This is a genomic window from Acinetobacter pittii ANC 4050, assembly GCF_000399685.1.
Classification (GTDB): domain Bacteria; phylum Pseudomonadota; class Gammaproteobacteria; order Pseudomonadales; family Moraxellaceae; genus Acinetobacter; species Acinetobacter pittii_E.
On record NZ_KB976987.1, the window covers coordinates 3049481 to 3065512 of the forward strand.

Consider the following 16032-nt stretch of genomic DNA (forward strand, 5'->3'; position numbering starts at 1 on the left):
TTTGTGACAATTCTTTATCAAGACCTTAAGCTTAATTCTTTATCATAGCTCACGTTTTTGTTCTTGTTTGGAATATGAATGTCTTTAGAAACACTCAACCTTAGCTTATTCCATGTAATTAATGGGGCTCAGGATGCGAGTCAATTTATCATTCGTCTTGCTATCTTCTTTGCTAATGATCTCCTCTATATTCTTTTATTTATCCTTACATTCTTATGGTTTTATGGCGATCAAGATTTAAAAAATAGGGTCATTAAATCTGTTTTTTTAACCTGCGTATCGCTTTTAGTGGGCTACATTATTTCGCTGTTTTACCACCACCCAAGGCCATTTGTGATGGGGGTGGGTACAACTTTTATTGAACATGCGCCAACAGCATCTTTTCCAAGTAATCATATGCTGATTTTTAGCACCATCGCTCTGTCTTATTTGTTTGCTCAGCGCAAAATGATTGGAATTATTCTTTTATTTTTGTCATTTGTAGTGGCGTGGTCACGTGTTTATTTAGGTGTGCATTTCCCTTTAGACATGTTAGGCGCTTTTATTGTCGCGCTACTGGTCAATGTAGCGGGTTATTACTTCTGGAACATTTATGGTACGCCTTTAACGGCATTCTTTATTCATCTTTACCAAATTATATGCAAACCGCTTTTAGACCGCGGTTTGATTAAATAACCTAGAGATTTTTTGCATTAAAACCACCACATTAAGTTCAGTTGCGTAATACAAAAAAATCTGCCATTCTATGTGAACTTGGATATGTTTTATCCAATACAGAATTTAGTTTGACAAGGGGAGTAGCCTCCTCCAAACATAACAGCAATGTTATGTGTCAGATATCGTCAATACACTTTTATTAAAAAGTCGGTATCTGAGCATCGTGAAATTCATGATGTAGGCAAGACCTTGATCATGTTGATACAGATGTTTAATTCATCTGGCAACTGGTCGAGGTTTTTTTATGCCCAATTGCCGGATGTATGGAGGATTTATGGAAACAATCGGCAATTTATGGCTGTATATAGCATTCTTTGGCATTGTCATTGTGATGCTCTTAATTGACTTTTTAGGCTTTAAGCAAAAGCAAGGACAGGATGTCTCAATTAAGCAAGCTGCTTACTGGAGTGTGGCGTGGGTAAGCGTCGCGGCTTTATTTGGTGGTGGTTTATGGCTTTACCTACAACAAACAGTTGGGGTGACCTTAGCAAACCAAAAAACCATGGAATACTTTGCAGGTTACCTACTTGAAAAGTCCCTCGCAATTGACAACGTTTTCGTCTGGTTAATGATTTTTGCGGCTTTTGCTATACCAGCTGCGCTGCAACGTAAAATTTTGCTCTACGGCGTATTAGGCGCAATTGTACTGCGTACCCTCTTTATTTTTATTGGTGCATGGTTCGTTCAAGAGTTCTCTTGGGTGCTTTATATTTTCGGTGCGTTCTTGGTATATACAGGTTTCAAGTTCTTAAAAGGTCAAGAAGAAGAAACTAATATCGAAGACATCAAAATTTTAAAATGGTTACGTAACCATATGCGTATTACTCCACAGCTTGAAGGCGACAAATTCTTTGTACGTCAAAACGGTTTATTGTGGGCAACGCCGTTATTTTTAGTATTGATTTTGGTTGAAGCTTCAGATGTGATTTTCGCAGTAGACTCTATTCCTGCTATTTTCGCGGTAACGAGCGATCCATTTATTGTTTTAACAGCAAACCTAATGGCAATTTTAGGTTTACGTGCAATGTTCTTCTTACTTGCTGGCGCTGCGACTAAATTGCATTATTTGCCATATGGCTTAGGCATCATCTTATTGTTCATTGGTGCAAAAATGTTATTGCTTGATGTATTCCACATGCCAATCTGGATCTCATTAAGCTTTATCGTAATAGTGTTAGCAATCACTGCTTACCTCTCTTTACGACACAACAAAAAGCAATTGCAGTCTTAATTCATCACAACAAGGCATCTACATATGAGATGCCTTGTCATCTAAATCTTCAAAAGAGACTGTACTTTAAAAAAACAGATTAATATCATATGCCAACCTAAAATTTATCTTTCCTAATCAGAAACATAATAGATAACAGCTATTCGGTATTTTATGCCGAATATACTTATTAAAATGTGTGGAATCTCATGCGTTCTAAAAAAATTAATCTCGTCGTTGTTCCGCTATTACTCACGGCATGTAGCCATAATGATGGTCCTTTAGTACAAGACGTATATAACAATCAATATGACTGTGCTCGCGACTGGAATACCCAAACCTGTGAAGAAGAAAATAGCTCCAGTGGACATGGTTCTAGCTATGTTGGTGGTCGCTATTTAGGGCCTGCGTATTATCAAAATAATCGGGAAGTTTCTTTTCGCGGAAATACATTACACCCTTATAGCAATTTGAGTGTAGGTCGCCCCATTATTTCAAGTACGGCGAAAAGCGCTTCTTCTTCATCCCCAATTCGTGGTGGTTTTGGCCGTAGCGGTTTTTCTTTTGGCGGCTAAGTCTTTAGGCATTCACTTAATATGAAAAGAAAAATATTTACTCCGCGCCCAGACTGGCAAGTGGAGCATCAAAATATTGGTTTCGATTATTTTAATTTACCTTCTCTTGATGGCTCAATTTACTGGTCAGAAGGGGTTGCGTATGAGTTTACCCTTAAACAGATTGAACAACTGGAAGATGCGGCAAATGAACTACATCAGATGTGTTTATCGGTAGTAGGAGATCTCATTCAACGCGGGGACTATCCAGCTTATTTTCAAATTCCAGAAACAGCCATAAGCCACATTGAACATTCGTGGAAACAAAATGCACCCATGCTCTATGGTCGCTTTGATTTCGCTTACGATGGGCGAAATATCAAAATGCTGGAATATAACGCAGACACACCGACTGGCTTACTCGAAGCTTCTGTCGCGCAGTGGCTGTGGATAGAACAGGTCTCAGGCATTGCAAACCGAGATCAATTCAACAGTATTCATGAAGACCTGATTAAACGCTGGAAGACAATTTTACCGCGTGGTAGCCATGTACATTTTGCTGCCTGTCAGGAAGCCGGAAGGGAGGACTGGGGTAATTTAGAGTACTTGATGGATACGGCTTATCAAGCTCATCTACAAGTTTCCGAGCTTTCTATGGAAAACATAGGCTGGAATGGACAAGATTTTGTTGATCTTCATAATCGCCCCATTCAAAACATATTTAAGCTCTATCCATGGGAATGGATTTGGGAGGAAGCGTTTTCTCAATATATTCACCCACAAACACAGTGGATTGAACCCTGCTGGAAAATGTTACTTTCAAATAAAGCGATTTTGGTTGAGCTTTGGAAGCGTTATCCAAACCATCCATTGTTGGTAGAAACCCATACCTATGACCCGCAACAAATTTTGTCTGGCAAATGGGTGAAAAAGCCGATTTTGGCAAGGGAAGGGGCCAATATTCGAATTTTACAAGATGGTCACGATCAAGGCTCAGCTTCTGGTAGCTTTCATTTTGATGACTATGACAAATACGGATATGTTGTACAAAAATGGGTAGATACCCCATTATTTTCAGGACAACTACCTACACTCGGTTTATGGATGGTTGGACATCAATGCGCTGGCATGTCTATTCGTGAAGATTGTTATGACATTATCGGTAATGATGCTCACTTTGCAGCACATTATTTTGTCGAGTAAAAACGCATAGAGATTTATAAAAAAGCACTTTAAAAGTGCTTTTTTATTATGCTTGGTCCGCAATCAAACAGTGCATTTTAGATATATAACAAATAATGAATATTTATTTTTAAAGCTAAATTAGAACAAAAATTCAAAAATATAATAATTTAATCTCATGAATTTTAAAAACATTATTCTCATTTTCAAAATTAAAAAGTGATATTGGCAAGTTCTTTGCATCTCCTAAAAAGAAAAAAGCCTAGATTTTAAGGGCTCGCGAGAGCCCTGATTTTTTTAAGGAGTGATGCTATGAATGCTATTCCAACTTTAACGCCACTTGCCATGCCATGTAACAGCAGTTTTGATGCAAAAGATTGGGAAATTTTATCAAGTCATTGGTATCCAGTTGCCCGTATTCAAGATGTCTCTACCGCGCCTCAACTCGTCACGCTACTAGACGTCAACATGGCACTTTATAAAACAGAAAGTGGTGAAATTCATCTGGTCCGAGACATTTGTCCTCATCGCGGTGTTCCTTTAACCAAAGGTTGGGTCGATGGTGATGACATTGTGTGTCCTTATCATGGTCTACGCTATAACACCGAAGGCAAATGTATTCAAATACCAGCTCAACCCGAGTTAACCAAAATTTCTGATCGTTTTTCTCTGACCAAATTTCCAGTTGTGCAAAGATACGGCCTCATTTGGACCAGTATTCATGGTCGTGATATTACTCAAGCCAATATTCCTGTATTAGATACTTGGGACCATGCAGAGCATCAAGCGATTTTACCGCCTTTTGTGAATATTGGCGGCTCTAGTGGACGTCAACTTGAAGGGTTTATTGATGTCGCTCATTTTGCTTGGGTACATCACAACGCCTTTGCGAGCCGTGATAATCCCGTCGTCCCTAAATATCACACTGAACGTACTGAATATGGCTTAAAAACGGTCTATATCAGCAATGTCAGTAACTATCCGCATGAGCTAAAGCATCTCGAACCAGAAGGCTTTTTATGGAAGCGCACCTTTGATGTCTATCCACCTTTTTCAGCCGTGCTTACAGTCGATTTTCCAGAAGGCGGGGTCTTAAAAATTTTAAATGCCTGCTGTCCTATTTCGAGCAATAAAACCCGTTTATTCGTTCCACTCACCCGTAACTTTGATCAGACAGGTGATTTAGAAAAGGTATACGCATTTAATGCTCAAATTTTTGCCGAAGATCAAGACATGATCGAATCACAAAAGCCAGAAGAACTACCGCTTGATTTAATGATGGAAGCACATTTTGAAGCAGACCGTTCATCAACGACTTATCGACGGATTTTGGCTGAATGGGGACTAAGTAAACGTTATACCGTTTAAATCTTGGCTAACTGGGGTACAATCAACCGAAAAAAGTGAAAATATATAGGCTTTCCATGTCATCGATTGCAAATACCACCGTTGTGCGTGGTCGTTTTTTAGATATTCAACAAACTGTCTCTGAGCCAACTGATATTCCAAATCAAGTACGTTATTTGGAAGATGGTGTATTGATTAGTGAACATGGAAAAATCAAATGGTTTGGAGCATGGAAAGACGCTCAAGCGCATCTACCGGCTGGAGTTGAGGTTCAACATTATCCAGAACAATTGATTGTACCTGGCTTTATTGATACCCATATTCACTTCCCACAAACTGAAATGGTGGGAGCATACGGCGAACAACTTTTAAGCTGGCTCAATACTTATACATTCCCAACTGAAATCCAGTTTCAGGACAAAGCATATGCAAGTGAAATTGCCCAGTTCTTTGTTCAAGAACTCTTAAAACATGGTACAACCACAGCACTGGTTTTCTGTACAGTCCATCCGGAATCTGTTGATGCCTTATTTGAAGCCGCAGAACACGTTCAGATGCGTTTAATTGCCGGTAAGGTACTCATGGACCGCAATGCCCCTGAAGCGCTGTGTGACACACCAGAAACGGCTTACAGCGACACCAAAACACTCATTGAAAAATGGCATGGTAAAGGCCGTGCTCTGTATGCGATTACGCCACGTTTTGCACCGACCTCTACACCTGAGCAATTAGAAAGAGCAGGGCAGTTAAAACAAGAATTTCCGGATGTTTACGTACATACGCATTTAAGTGAAAACAAAGATGAAATTGCTTGGGTAAAATCTTTATTTCCTGAACAAGCAGGCTATTTAGATGTTTATCAACATTATGGCCTGACTGGTAAGCGTTCTGTATTCGCGCATTGCGTTCACTTAGAAGATGAAGAATGGCAATGCATGCATGATACGCAATCTGCTATCGCATTTTGCCCAACTTCAAACTTGTTCTTAGGCAGTGGTTTATTCCCATTGAAAAAAACATGGGAAAAACAAGTAAAAGTGGGCTTGGGTACAGATATCGGTGCCGGTACATCGTTTAGTTTACTGCAAACCGTTAACGAGGCTTATAAGGTACAGCAGTTACAAGGCGACAAACTTTCAGCTTATGAAGCGCTCTATCATGCAACTTTAGGTGGAGCAAAAGCGCTTGATTTACAAGATCAGTTAGGCAACTTCAATGTCGGTAAAGAAGCAGACTTTGTTGTATTGAATCTTAAGCCGACCGCATTACAGCAACTGCGCCAGTCTAAATCCAAATCTGTTGAAGATTCGCTGTTTGCTTTATTCACTTTAGGTGATGACCGTAATATTGAGGCGACTTATATTTATGGAAAACGTGCTTATCAAAAAGAAACAGCCCAATAAAAATCGGGTGGTTAAGTTTTTGTTATTATTTGGAATATGTGCTGTTGTGTTAAAGCGTGATCGACATAATCCGCAAAATGATAAAATTTCAAAGCCATCAAAGGGTGCATGAAACGTCATTTTGCTTTAAAATTTTACCATTAACTCAGATTTTCGAGGTGTTGCAGGTCAACACCTTTTTTATTTTTTCTTTTATATCTTGTAGGAATCTGCCATGACTGTTGCAATGAGCATCATGATTTCAACCGAAGAAATTCAAGCAAAAGTCAAAGAGCTCGGCGAGCAAATTAACGCTCACTATGCAAATAGTGATAAAGAATTAGTCCTTATTGGACTACTTCGTGGTTCTGTTATTTTCATGGCAGACTTGTGCCGTACCATTACCAAACCGCATGAACTCGACTTCATGACAGTGTCTAGCTACGGCGGTGGTACGACTTCAAGTCGAGATGTTAAAATCTTAAAAGATCTTGACGGTGAAATACGCGGTAAGGATGTACTGGTTGTTGAAGATATTATCGACTCTGGCAATACCTTAAGCAAAGTAGTTGAAATGTTGCAAACTCGTGAGCCAAATTCGATTCAACTTTGCACTTTAGTGAGTAAACCATCTCGCCGTGAAATTGATCTCGAAGTTAAATTTTTAGGTTTTGAAGTAGAAGACAGATTCATTGTGGGCTATGGCCTAGACTACGACCAAAAATATCGCCACTTACCTTTTATTGGTGAAATTGGTTTATAAATTTCATAAAAATGGCACCATAAGGTGCTATTTTTTTATATAAAACCTTAGCTTTGAACAAAAAAGACACAAAAAGTCGCAATCTGCTACAGACAAAATAGACAGCTCTACCGCACGATAGAATATGAAGCAAAATCATTAACTTCATCAAAAAAACAACTGGAGAACAAATATGTGGTCACTTATTGTTGCTATTGTGGTTGGTTTCTTTGCTGGCTTAATCGCTCGCGCTTTGCATCCAGGGGATGATAAAGCAGGTTTCATCGTAACTACCTTGATTGGTATTGCAGGTTCACTTTTAGCCACTTATGGTGGTCGTTTACTTGGACTTTATGGCGAAAACTCAGCTGCGGGCTTCATCGCATCCGTGATTGGTGCCATCGTTATTTTGTTTATCTACAATTTGATTGCACGAAAAAGCTAAACTTTAATTCATTTATAAAAAAAGCACCTTGGGGTGCTTTTTTTAATTTATTTTAAAGGCCTAACTCTTTCCAAACTGCCTGAATTTCTTCAGCAGAGCGTGCGCCCACCAGCTTAAAACCATTTGCAAAAATTAAGGTAGGAGTGCCATTAAAACCTAGTTTTTTTCCTAATTCCAAATTACGGTCAATTGGGTTTACACAGCTCGCAGCTATTGGTTTAACCCCTTGCTGAATCAGTTTTTTCCATGAGTAAGATTGATTCGGTGCACACCAAACCTGTCTAGAAACCACAATAGACTGAGGCTTTAAAGGATAGATAAAGGTATAAATAGTTACGTCTTTAAGCTTATCGAGTTCAGGTTCAAGCTGCTTGCAATAAGGACAGTTTGGATCAGAAAAAACGGCTAAAACATGCTGTCCATTACCTTTGACTGTTTTAATGGCATCTTTTAAAGGCAGCTGTTTCCAATCAATTGAGTTTTGTCCTAACACCAAATCTTTGGTTAAGTTCTTCTGGTCTTTTAATCTAATCATAGAACCTACAAACATATGCTGCCCATCTTCACCCACATAGATGATTTGCTGATCGAGATTAGCGCTATATAGCCCAAGCATTTCGGTTTTCTGAATATTACTAATTTTCAAATTAGGATATTGTTTTTTAATATTTTCCCTAACAGTATCTACATTAGCGAAACTCATAGTTGCAGTTAAGCTAAATAACGCCAATATTCCTAATTTTTTAAGCATAAAACCGACTCTAGGTAGGAGAGGAGATCATTTTAATCAGTTCTGTTTTCAAAAGCTGAATTGATTACCGAGTTATAACCAAACTGCCACTCATTTATGCCAATGTTTCACGTGGAACATAAGTAGGTTTTAGAATATTAATTTCTACTGATATATGCACAATTTCCTCATGAATCGATAAAGCATGACGAATCTGGTCTGCATTTAAAGAAATATCATCAGTCTCTAGGGCCAAAATACAAGAAAACTTACCTTTGGCGACTTTCCAAACATGAAGATCCGTAATTTCAAGGTTCTTAGGGAATTCAGCAATTACTTCGCGAATTTCTTCCACCACTGGATGATCCATTTCTGCATCTAGAAGGGTTTTCCCTGTCTCTTTCATTAAGCTAAGAGACCATTTTGCAACCAAAATAGCACCTAAAATCCCTAAAAGTGCATCTAAAAAATCCCATCCGAAATATTTACCTGCGAAAAGCGCAACAATTGCAAAAACAGAAGTTACTGCATCTGCAACCACATGTAAAAAAGCAGCTTTTTGATTTAAATCATGGTGATAATGCCCATGGTCATGATGGTGATGGTGATGGTGATGGTGCCCATCATCGTGAAGTAACCATGCACAAATCAAGTTAATGACCAGACCTAAAATTGCAATAGGAATCGCTTCATTATAAAAAATCTCAACTGGATTAAATAAACGTTGTATCGACTGAAATGCCATAAAAATAGCGACAACCATCAGCAAAATTGCACTGCTATAGCCCGCTAAAATCTCGATTTTCCAAGTTCCAAAACTAAATCGACGATCTTTGGAGTAATGACGAGCCGCACGATAAGCAAAATAGGCTAAACCGAGTGCCAACATATGTGAGCTCATATGCCAACCATCAGCCAGAAGCGCCATTGAATTAAAAAACCATCCACCGAATATTTCTAACACCATCATGGATGCCGTTAAAATTGTTGCAATCAAAATACGTTTTTGCGCAAGTGGATTTCCTTCATCAAACTGATGTTGATGATGACGTGATACACTATGTTCCTGCATAAAATTTAAACCCAATATACTCCCTACCAGTATATTAAATTATACAAGAGAATACAGATGAGTCACATCGGTCAGGATAAAAAAATAGTTAATCGTGTAAAACGACTAAAAGGGCAAATCAATAGTATTGAGCATGCTGTTGAGCAACCAGATATTTCATGCATAGAAATACTTCAACAAGTTGCTGCAATTAAAGGGGCAATAAATGGCCTGATGAGTGAATTAATGGAACAGCACTTACACCACCACGTGCTCAAAGAAGCAAAAGTCGATCAGAATGAATTAGATGAGTTTTTAAAGGTTTTAAAAAGATACGGTTAACAAAATGACTGAATGACACAGCTAAGTGCATCATTCAGAGTTTTTTTAATTATTTTCCAATACAAAATGAACCAAAGATTTTGCCTAAAAGGTCATCGGCACTAAAGTCGCCAGTAATTTCACCTAAAGCATTTTGAGCAAGACGTAGTGATTCAGCAACCAGTTCACCTGCGTTAAATACAACGAGTTGCTCGCGTGCTTCTGAAAGATAGAGCTGTGTGCGCTTCATTGCGTCTAAATGACGTGTTCTCGCAATAAATGTATCTTCCTCAGGGTGAAAGCCTGCATGCGCTGTAATCGCATCTACGAGGCCTTGTACGCCCATCTCTTGTTTCGCTGAAACTGTAATATGACGGAACCCTTGATAATCGCCTATTTCAGCTAATTGACCAGTTAAATCGCATTTATTACCAATTAACATTAAACGACGTGGTTCAATGTGTTCAGCAAAATATTCTTGAGCAAGTTTTAATGGGTCATCACCTTGATTTAAATCATAAACCAGCAATAACAAATCAGCTTGTTCAATTTCTTTGATTGCTCTACGAATCCCTTCTTTTTCAACGATATCTCCTGTTTCACGTAGGCCAGCTGTGTCTGTTAAGGTGATTGGTAGGCCATTTAAGCTAATTTTTTCATGCAAAACATCACGAGTTGTACCGGCAATATCAGTCACAATTGCACGCTCAACACCAGCTAGCGCATTCAACAAGCTTGATTTACCCGCATTTGGTTTACCTGCAATAACAACTTGTAAACCTTCACGTAGTAATTGACCTTGTCGTGCAGAGGTTTGAACGGCATGTACCGACTGCCGAACATCTTCAAGTAAAGCTAAAATTTTGCCATCTGCCAAGAAATCGATTTCTTCTTCAGGAAAATCAATTGCGGCTTCAACATGTAAGCGTAAATGAATCAGTTTTTCTAAAACGGTATTAATTTTTGTTGAAAAAGCGCCTTGTAAAGAACGAACTGCAGAGCGTGCTGCTGCTTGCGAAGTCGCATCAATCAAATCAGCAATAGCTTCCGCTTGTACCAAGTCCATCTTGCCATTTTCAAAAGCACGCATGGAAAATTCGCCAGCTTTTGCAGCGATTGCGCCCAGCTCAAATAGACGTCCCAGCAAGGCATTTTGAATGACTGGACCACCGTGACCTTGTAACTCTACAACATCCTCACCTGTAAACGAGTGAGGATTGGGAAAGCATAGAACAATCCCTTCATCCATAATGCTGCCATCAGCATCATAAAATTTACGAAAACCCGCCATACGCGCTTCTGGCAAGTTCTTTTGTGTCAGTTTTTGAGCAATTTCATAAGCCTTAGGTCCAGATAGGCGAATCACGCCCACACCACCACGCCCTGGTGGCGTTGCAATTGCGGCAATCGTGGTTTGACTTTGCATATTATTCACCTAAAAACCTAAAATCCAGCCAAAGAAAAATCCGCCTAAGATTACCATCTTAAGCGGATTTATTCAGCAAAAGTTCAACGATTAAGAAGCTGATTCAGTCTTATTGATACGACCTTTTTCAACGCTCTTATTAATAAACGACTGCTGTAAAATAGTAATACTGTTGTTCACGATCCAGTACAGCACGAGACCTGCAGGAAAGAACAACATAAATACCGTGAACATAATCGGCATAATGCGGAACACTTTTGCCTGCATTGGATCAGCGGGTTGTGGGTTCAACATTTGCTGCGCAAACATGGTAGCACCCATGATTAACGGCAAGATGAACCAAGGATCCATTGCTGACAAGTCTTGAATCCAGCCTAACCATGGTGCATGACGTAATTCCACACTTTCCATGAGTACCCAGTACAAAGCAAGGAAAATTGGCATTTGTAGCAATAATGGTAAACAACCTGAAAGTGGATTTACTTGTTCACGCTTGTATAAAGCCATCATTTCTTGCGAGAAGCGCATACGGTCTTCACCGAACTCTTCTTTCATGCGTTGCATTTCTGGTGCAATCACACGCATTTTTGCCATAGAACGATAACTTTTTGAAGATAAAGGCCACAAGATCATCTTCACCATAATGGTAAGCAAGATGATTGACCATCCCCAGTTACCCACAATGCTATGGAAGAATTGAAGACCTAAGAACAAGAGTTTAGCAATTGGCCATAACCAACCATAATCAACAGTCTGATTTAAACCTACAGCTAAATCTTTTAATTCAGATTGTACTTTTGGACCTGAATAAAGTTTTGCATCCACTTCCATTGAAGTGCCTGCAGGAACATTAATCACTGGTGAGGTAAAACCAATGATATTCATGTGATCAGCAGATTGACGAGATTCAAGCTTAGCTACATAAGGCTGACCATTTGCTTGAGTCAGCTTTAGATTTCCAGGAATCCAAGCACTTACAAAGTAATGCTGAACAATTGCAACCCATCCACCCTTCGCTTCAGTATTTACTTTTTCTTCTGAGAAATTAGCAAATTTAAGCTTATTGTAATGTGCATCAGGTGTTCCCCAAGCTCCCCCTAAGAAAGTTCCTAGAGTGAAAATACCTTGAGAAGACTTACCAGGATCTTCAGAATTATCGCGCTTTAATTGCCCAAACATCTGACCTTGCCAGCTTTGTTGGCTACGGTTAATGACTTGATGTTTGACAACAATTGGATATTGACCTTGAGTAAAGGTAAAAGTCTTAATAATTTCAACGCCTTCAGGTGTTTTAAATACCATTGGAACGTTTAAAACTTTTTCAGATTGACCCTTTTGGTCCTGTACACCCTTAGCATCAGCCAAAGTATATGATGTCTTTTCAACAGCATATAATGGACGACCACCACGACTACTATCTGGTCCATTCAAACCAATTAAGCCAGATTGAGCAACATATGTACGCTTGGCATCATTTTCAAGCATAACAAAAGGTTGATCGCTGTCTTTGCTTTTGTCGTGTGAGAGTAATTCAATACGAACAATATCACCACCTTTTGGATTGATCCAAATATGGTAAAGGTCAGTTTGTACTGAAATAAGCTGTTGATTCACAGGTGCGGTTGCATCTGTGGTTTGTGACTGCGCAATATTTGCTTGTGGCACATCGGAAGCCACTGTTGCATTTTTAGCATTTGGCAAATCAGCAGATACTTCATGCGAGCTTACAGCCGCCGCTTGTTGTTGCGGTGCAGTTGCAGCATTTCCATAATCTTTTTGCCAAGCCAAAATGAGCAAATATGCGGTGACAAACATGGCCCCGAGAATTGCAAACCTGGCCCATTGTTGCATATCTATTACCCCAAATGGTTAGAGAGATTTTGCTTCAGTAAACGATCACGAAAGGGTACAGCAACATGATGCGTTTGAGAATCTATTTGATGAAACGAAATAAAACGAATTGCTTTTGGCGGTACCGGATCATATCCAGATCCTCCCCACGGATGACAACGACAAATCCGTTTAGAAGATAACCAAACGCCTTTTATCGCACCATGAGTGTGCAATGCTTCTATCGCATATTGGGAACAAGTCGGGATATAACGACAACGGGGTCCAAGAAGCGGACTAATCGCAATTTGATACAGTCGAATCAACCAACGTAGAAAACGGACCATTGGCTATCTCTTAATTCTGCGAGGTTGTGCCAACTTTAGAATGTTTTTTTGCTAAGCGCTGTAATTTTTGCCAAGCAAAATCTAATTGTTGATATAGCTCAGCATTCGTAATCGTTTCTATACCAACTTTCGGCATCACTACAACATCTATGTCTGATCCAAAATTCGGCTGATGTAGACGAAAGCTCTCACGAGCAAGACGTTTTATTCGATTTCTTTCATGCGCTCGGCGCACTTTTTTCTTAGCAACAACAATACCCAAACGGCTTTTAGGCTGTTCGGTTAATTTTGCAAGAAATAAAAAATGGGGTTGATGCACTTTAAAAAGCGCACCATCAAATACACTTTTATAATCTGCAGCACAGCGTATTCGCACGTCTGTGCTAAAACTGTAAAGTGTCATCACACCCAAGTCTGGTCAGCGTAACAGTATTAAACAGTTAAGCTATGACGACCTTTTGCACGACGACGAGCTAATACTTGACGACCAGCTTTAGTTGCCATACGAGCACGGAAACCATGAACGCGTTTACGCTTTAATTCAGATGGTTGGAAAGTACGTTTCATATTGAAACTCCCAAAAATGATCTTTCTATAAAGGTCCGCGATTTTATTGTGCAATGTTTACGCTGTCAATGAAAAACCAAGAAAGTTTTGTATTTAACCCAAATTTTTAATCTTTTTACTTCTTTTTATTCTTTCCATAATTTAGGGCAATATATAGCTTTAAAAGTTATACACAAAGTAATTGTCTATTTTTATTAGAACTTTTAATATATACACACCTTATATACATATTTATCAACAAAACAAGATATCATCTTGGTTTTGATTTACTACATTTGAATTTAAATTCATATTTTGTAGTTATCCACAAAAGATCATCCTCCTATTAAATAAATTCAAATTTAGAAATTTAAATTTATTCTTATTAGGGGTGACTTTTTCTGTGGATTTCGCACTTTTAAATTTAAAAAACATGTATTTGGGGTGTTGATAACTCTGTTTTTATTATATTTATGGATTGTGGATAAGTTTATGTGTTAATTTATCCACAGGTTGTGCAAAAAGTTATGCACAAGCCGATTTGAATTTAAATTTATTCACAAGAGATTTCTTTTTAGACAAAATCAAACGAAATCGTCATGACAGATGTGGATAACTTGGTTAGAATGGCGACCCCTTCTCATCAGGAAGGGTTAATCTTTAGATTATTTGAATTTAAAAACGCAGAAATAGGGGATACACATGCTGTGGACAGACTGCTTAACTCGCTTGCGACAAGAGCTCTCTGATAACGTCTTTGCGATGTGGATTCGCCCATTAGTTGCTGAAGAAGTAGAAGGTATACTGCGTCTTTATGCACCTAATCCTTATTGGACGCGTTACATTCAAGAGAACCATTTAGAATTAATTTCTATATTGGCCGAACAGTTATCAGAAGGGCGTGTGCGTCAGGTTGAGATTTTAGTTGATTCTCGTCCTGGTAGTATTTTGTCATCGAGTGAACAGCCAGCAACTACAACGGCTGCTTTACAAACTGCGCCTCAACAAAGCATTAAAGTAAAAAAAGAACCGGATGCTATTTCCAATACACTTACTACTAATAGTGTAGTAAACCCAAAAACGCCGAAAAAGAAGCTATTAAATCCTCAATTTACTTTTTCTTTATTTGTTGAAGGCCGTTCGAACCAGATGGCTGCTGAAACATGTAGAAAAGTGTTAACACAATTAGGTGCTTCACAGCACAACCCTTTATTCTTATATGGTCCGACAGGCTTAGGTAAGACTCACTTGATGCAGGCAGTTGGTAATGCTTTATTACAAGCCAAGCCTAATGCACGGGTGATGTATATGACCTCGGAGAGTTTTGTTCAGGATTTTGTAAGTTCTTTGCAAAAAGGCAAAGTGGAAGAGTTCAAGAAAAATTGCCGTTCTTTAGACTTACTATTGGTTGATGATATTCATCTCTTAGCAGGTAAAGAAGCAAGCCTGGTTGAGTTTTTCTATACATTCAATGCCTTACTTGATGAATCAAAACAAATTATTTTAACCTCAGATCGGTACCCGAAAGAATTGACCGAGTTGGATCCTCGTTTGGTATCTCGCTTTTCTTGGGGTCTTTCTGTAGGTGTTGAGCCTCCAGATATTGAAACTCGTATCGAAATTTTATTGAAGAAAGCTGAAAATAGCGGCGTTGATTTACCTCGAAACTGTGCATTATTCATTGCACAACAAGTAGTTGCCAACGTCCGGGAACTTGAAGGGGCACTCAATAAAGTCGTTGCAATTTCTCGATTTAAAGGTGCGCCGATCGATCTTGATGTTGTCCGTGAATCTTTAAAAGATGTATTGGCAATCCGTGCACGTACAATTAGCGTAGAAAATATCCAACGTGTGGTCAGTGAATATTTCCGAATTCCTTTAAAAGAATTGGTAGGACCAAAACGGACACGTATTTATGCTCGACCGCGTCAGTTAGCAATGGGTCTTGCTCGTGAATTGACGGGTGATAGTTTTCCTGAAATTGGAATGGCTTTTGGTGGGCGTGACCATAGTACGGTGATGCATGCTTGTGAAAAAGTTGTGAGTCTTCGAGAGGAAGATCCGATTTTTGACGAAGATTATAAAAATCTACTGCGTCTACTTCAGAGTTAATGAAATAATAAGACGTTGTTGCAAAGTCTACGTAAGTGCAGCATAGTACACAGCTAAAAAATGAAATATTTGCTCCAAGTTGCTAGAGGA

The 16032-nt window shown here is 38.9% G+C and carries 17 protein-coding genes; 10 read left to right on the forward strand and 7 right to left on the reverse strand.

Translation table 11 applies throughout. The annotated features are described in order from the left end of the window. Positions 1 to 78 precede the first annotated feature (78 nt). From F931_RS18070 to F931_RS18110, 8 genes are all read left to right on the forward strand, one after another. A complete protein-coding gene (locus tag F931_RS18070) occupies positions 79 to 675 on the forward strand; it encodes an undecaprenyl-diphosphatase (protein ID WP_016142621.1) in 597 nt (198 codons plus the stop codon). Between the two features lie 316 nt (positions 676 to 991). After that, positions 992 to 1948 carry a TerC family protein gene (gene terC / locus F931_RS18075; protein WP_009392840.1) on the forward strand — a complete coding sequence of 319 codons (957 nt, stop codon included), beginning with the start codon at positions 992 to 994 and terminating at the stop codon, positions 1946 to 1948. A 188-nt stretch (positions 1949 to 2136) separates the two neighbouring features. After that, the gene (locus tag F931_RS18080; protein WP_016142622.1) at positions 2137 to 2502 is read left to right on the forward strand and encodes a hypothetical protein; all 366 of its coding nucleotides are present in this window, start codon (positions 2137 to 2139) and stop codon (positions 2500 to 2502) included. Positions 2503 to 2523: 21 nt separating this feature from the next. Further along, on the forward strand, positions 2524 to 3684 hold the full coding sequence (locus F931_RS18085) for a glutathionylspermidine synthase family protein (protein ID WP_016142623.1): 1161 nt from the start codon (positions 2524 to 2526) through the stop codon (positions 3682 to 3684). 291 nt (positions 3685 to 3975) lie between these two features. Continuing rightward, positions 3976 to 5031: an aromatic ring-hydroxylating oxygenase subunit alpha gene (locus tag F931_RS18090; protein WP_016142624.1), complete on the forward strand. Its 1056-nt coding sequence runs from the start codon at positions 3976 to 3978 to the stop codon at positions 5029 to 5031. Positions 5032 to 5087: 56 nt separating this feature from the next. After that, positions 5088 to 6413 (forward strand): guanine deaminase, encoded by a 1326-nt coding sequence (gene guaD, locus F931_RS18095; RefSeq protein ID WP_016142625.1) that lies wholly within the window; start codon positions 5088 to 5090, stop codon positions 6411 to 6413. Between the two features lie 214 nt (positions 6414 to 6627). Beyond that, complete coding sequence (gene hpt, locus F931_RS18105) at positions 6628 to 7155, forward strand: hypoxanthine phosphoribosyltransferase (RefSeq protein WP_002115408.1); 528 nt, start codon at positions 6628 to 6630, stop codon at positions 7153 to 7155. Between the two features lie 172 nt (positions 7156 to 7327). Continuing rightward, positions 7328 to 7579: a GlsB/YeaQ/YmgE family stress response membrane protein gene (locus tag F931_RS18110; protein WP_002115476.1), complete on the forward strand. Its 252-nt coding sequence runs from the start codon at positions 7328 to 7330 to the stop codon at positions 7577 to 7579. Between the two features lie 52 nt (positions 7580 to 7631). Here the strand turns inward: F931_RS18110 and F931_RS18115 are convergent, their stop codons facing one another. Both F931_RS18115 and dmeF read right to left on the reverse strand, forming a co-directional pair. Further along, the gene (locus F931_RS18115) at positions 7632 to 8330 is read right to left on the reverse strand and encodes a DsbC family protein (protein ID WP_016142627.1); all 699 of its coding nucleotides are present in this window, start codon (positions 8328 to 8330) and stop codon (positions 7632 to 7634) included. A gap of 94 nt (positions 8331 to 8424) precedes the next feature. Then, positions 8425 to 9396, reverse strand: a complete 972-nt coding sequence (dmeF, locus tag F931_RS18120) for a CDF family Co(II)/Ni(II) efflux transporter DmeF (protein ID WP_080649538.1) — start codon at positions 9394 to 9396, stop codon at positions 8425 to 8427. A 42-nt stretch (positions 9397 to 9438) separates the two neighbouring features. Between dmeF and F931_RS18125 the strand changes: the two genes are divergently transcribed. Continuing rightward, positions 9439 to 9702 (forward strand): metal/formaldehyde-sensitive transcriptional repressor, encoded by a 264-nt coding sequence (locus F931_RS18125; protein ID WP_016142629.1) that lies wholly within the window; start codon positions 9439 to 9441, stop codon positions 9700 to 9702. Between the two features lie 49 nt (positions 9703 to 9751). On the opposite strand, the gene mnmE is transcribed toward F931_RS18125, so the two are convergent. The 5 genes from mnmE to rpmH all read right to left on the reverse strand — a co-directional run bounded on the left by mnmE (position 9752) and on the right by rpmH (position 13851). Then, positions 9752 to 11107, reverse strand: coding sequence for a tRNA uridine-5-carboxymethylaminomethyl(34) synthesis GTPase MnmE (gene mnmE / locus F931_RS18130; protein WP_016142630.1), 1356 nt, complete (start codon positions 11105 to 11107; stop codon positions 9752 to 9754). 90 nt (positions 11108 to 11197) lie between these two features. Further along, positions 11198 to 12958 carry a membrane protein insertase YidC gene (yidC, locus tag F931_RS18135; RefSeq protein ID WP_016142631.1) on the reverse strand — a complete coding sequence of 587 codons (1761 nt, stop codon included), beginning with the start codon at positions 12956 to 12958 and terminating at the stop codon, positions 11198 to 11200. A 5-nt stretch (positions 12959 to 12963) separates the two neighbouring features. Continuing rightward, positions 12964 to 13284 carry a membrane protein insertion efficiency factor YidD gene (yidD, locus tag F931_RS18140; RefSeq protein WP_016142632.1) on the reverse strand — a complete coding sequence of 107 codons (321 nt, stop codon included), beginning with the start codon at positions 13282 to 13284 and terminating at the stop codon, positions 12964 to 12966. Positions 13285 to 13294: 10 nt separating this feature from the next. Beyond that, entirely contained in the window at positions 13295 to 13687 is a 393-nt protein-coding gene (gene rnpA, locus F931_RS18145; protein ID WP_005063921.1) for a ribonuclease P protein component, read from the reverse strand. A gap of 29 nt (positions 13688 to 13716) precedes the next feature. After that, positions 13717 to 13851: a 50S ribosomal protein L34 gene (gene rpmH, locus F931_RS18150; RefSeq protein ID WP_000831329.1), complete on the reverse strand. Its 135-nt coding sequence runs from the start codon at positions 13849 to 13851 to the stop codon at positions 13717 to 13719. Between the two features lie 681 nt (positions 13852 to 14532). On the opposite strand from rpmH, the gene dnaA reads away from it, so the two are divergent. Beyond that, on the forward strand, positions 14533 to 15942 hold the full coding sequence (gene dnaA, locus F931_RS18155; RefSeq protein ID WP_016142633.1) for a chromosomal replication initiator protein DnaA: 1410 nt from the start codon (positions 14533 to 14535) through the stop codon (positions 15940 to 15942). The last annotated feature ends 90 nt before the right edge of the window (positions 15943 to 16032 follow it).

Coding starts and splice junctions, on each gene's coding strand:
- F931_RS18070 (WP_016142621.1), top strand. CDS start 79: ATGTCTTTAGAAACACTCAACCTTAGCTTATTCCATGTAATTAATGGG.
- F931_RS18115 (WP_016142627.1), bottom strand. CDS start 8,330: ATGCTTAAAAAATTAGGAATATTGGCGTTATTTAGCTTAACTGCAACT.
- F931_RS18125 (WP_016142629.1), top strand. CDS start 9,439: ATGAGTCACATCGGTCAGGATAAAAAAATAGTTAATCGTGTAAAACGA.
- rpmH (WP_000831329.1), bottom strand. CDS start 13,851: ATGAAACGTACTTTCCAACCATCTGAATTAAAGCGTAAACGCGTTCAT.
- guaD (WP_016142625.1), top strand. CDS start 5,088: ATGTCATCGATTGCAAATACCACCGTTGTGCGTGGTCGTTTTTTAGAT.
- mnmE (WP_016142630.1), bottom strand. CDS start 11,107: ATGCAAAGTCAAACCACGATTGCCGCAATTGCAACGCCACCAGGGCGT.
- yidC (WP_016142631.1), bottom strand. CDS start 12,958: ATGCAACAATGGGCCAGGTTTGCAATTCTCGGGGCCATGTTTGTCACC.
- F931_RS18090 (WP_016142624.1), top strand. CDS start 3,976: ATGAATGCTATTCCAACTTTAACGCCACTTGCCATGCCATGTAACAGC.
- yidD (WP_016142632.1), bottom strand. CDS start 13,284: ATGGTCCGTTTTCTACGTTGGTTGATTCGACTGTATCAAATTGCGATT.
- F931_RS18085 (WP_016142623.1), top strand. CDS start 2,524: ATGAAAAGAAAAATATTTACTCCGCGCCCAGACTGGCAAGTGGAGCAT.
- hpt (WP_002115408.1), top strand. CDS start 6,628: ATGACTGTTGCAATGAGCATCATGATTTCAACCGAAGAAATTCAAGCA.
- F931_RS18080 (WP_016142622.1), top strand. CDS start 2,137: ATGCGTTCTAAAAAAATTAATCTCGTCGTTGTTCCGCTATTACTCACG.
- F931_RS18110 (WP_002115476.1), top strand. CDS start 7,328: ATGTGGTCACTTATTGTTGCTATTGTGGTTGGTTTCTTTGCTGGCTTA.
- dnaA (WP_016142633.1), top strand. CDS start 14,533: ATGCTGTGGACAGACTGCTTAACTCGCTTGCGACAAGAGCTCTCTGAT.
- terC (WP_009392840.1), top strand. CDS start 992: ATGGAAACAATCGGCAATTTATGGCTGTATATAGCATTCTTTGGCATT.
- rnpA (WP_005063921.1), bottom strand. CDS start 13,687: ATGACACTTTACAGTTTTAGCACAGACGTGCGAATACGCTGTGCTGCA.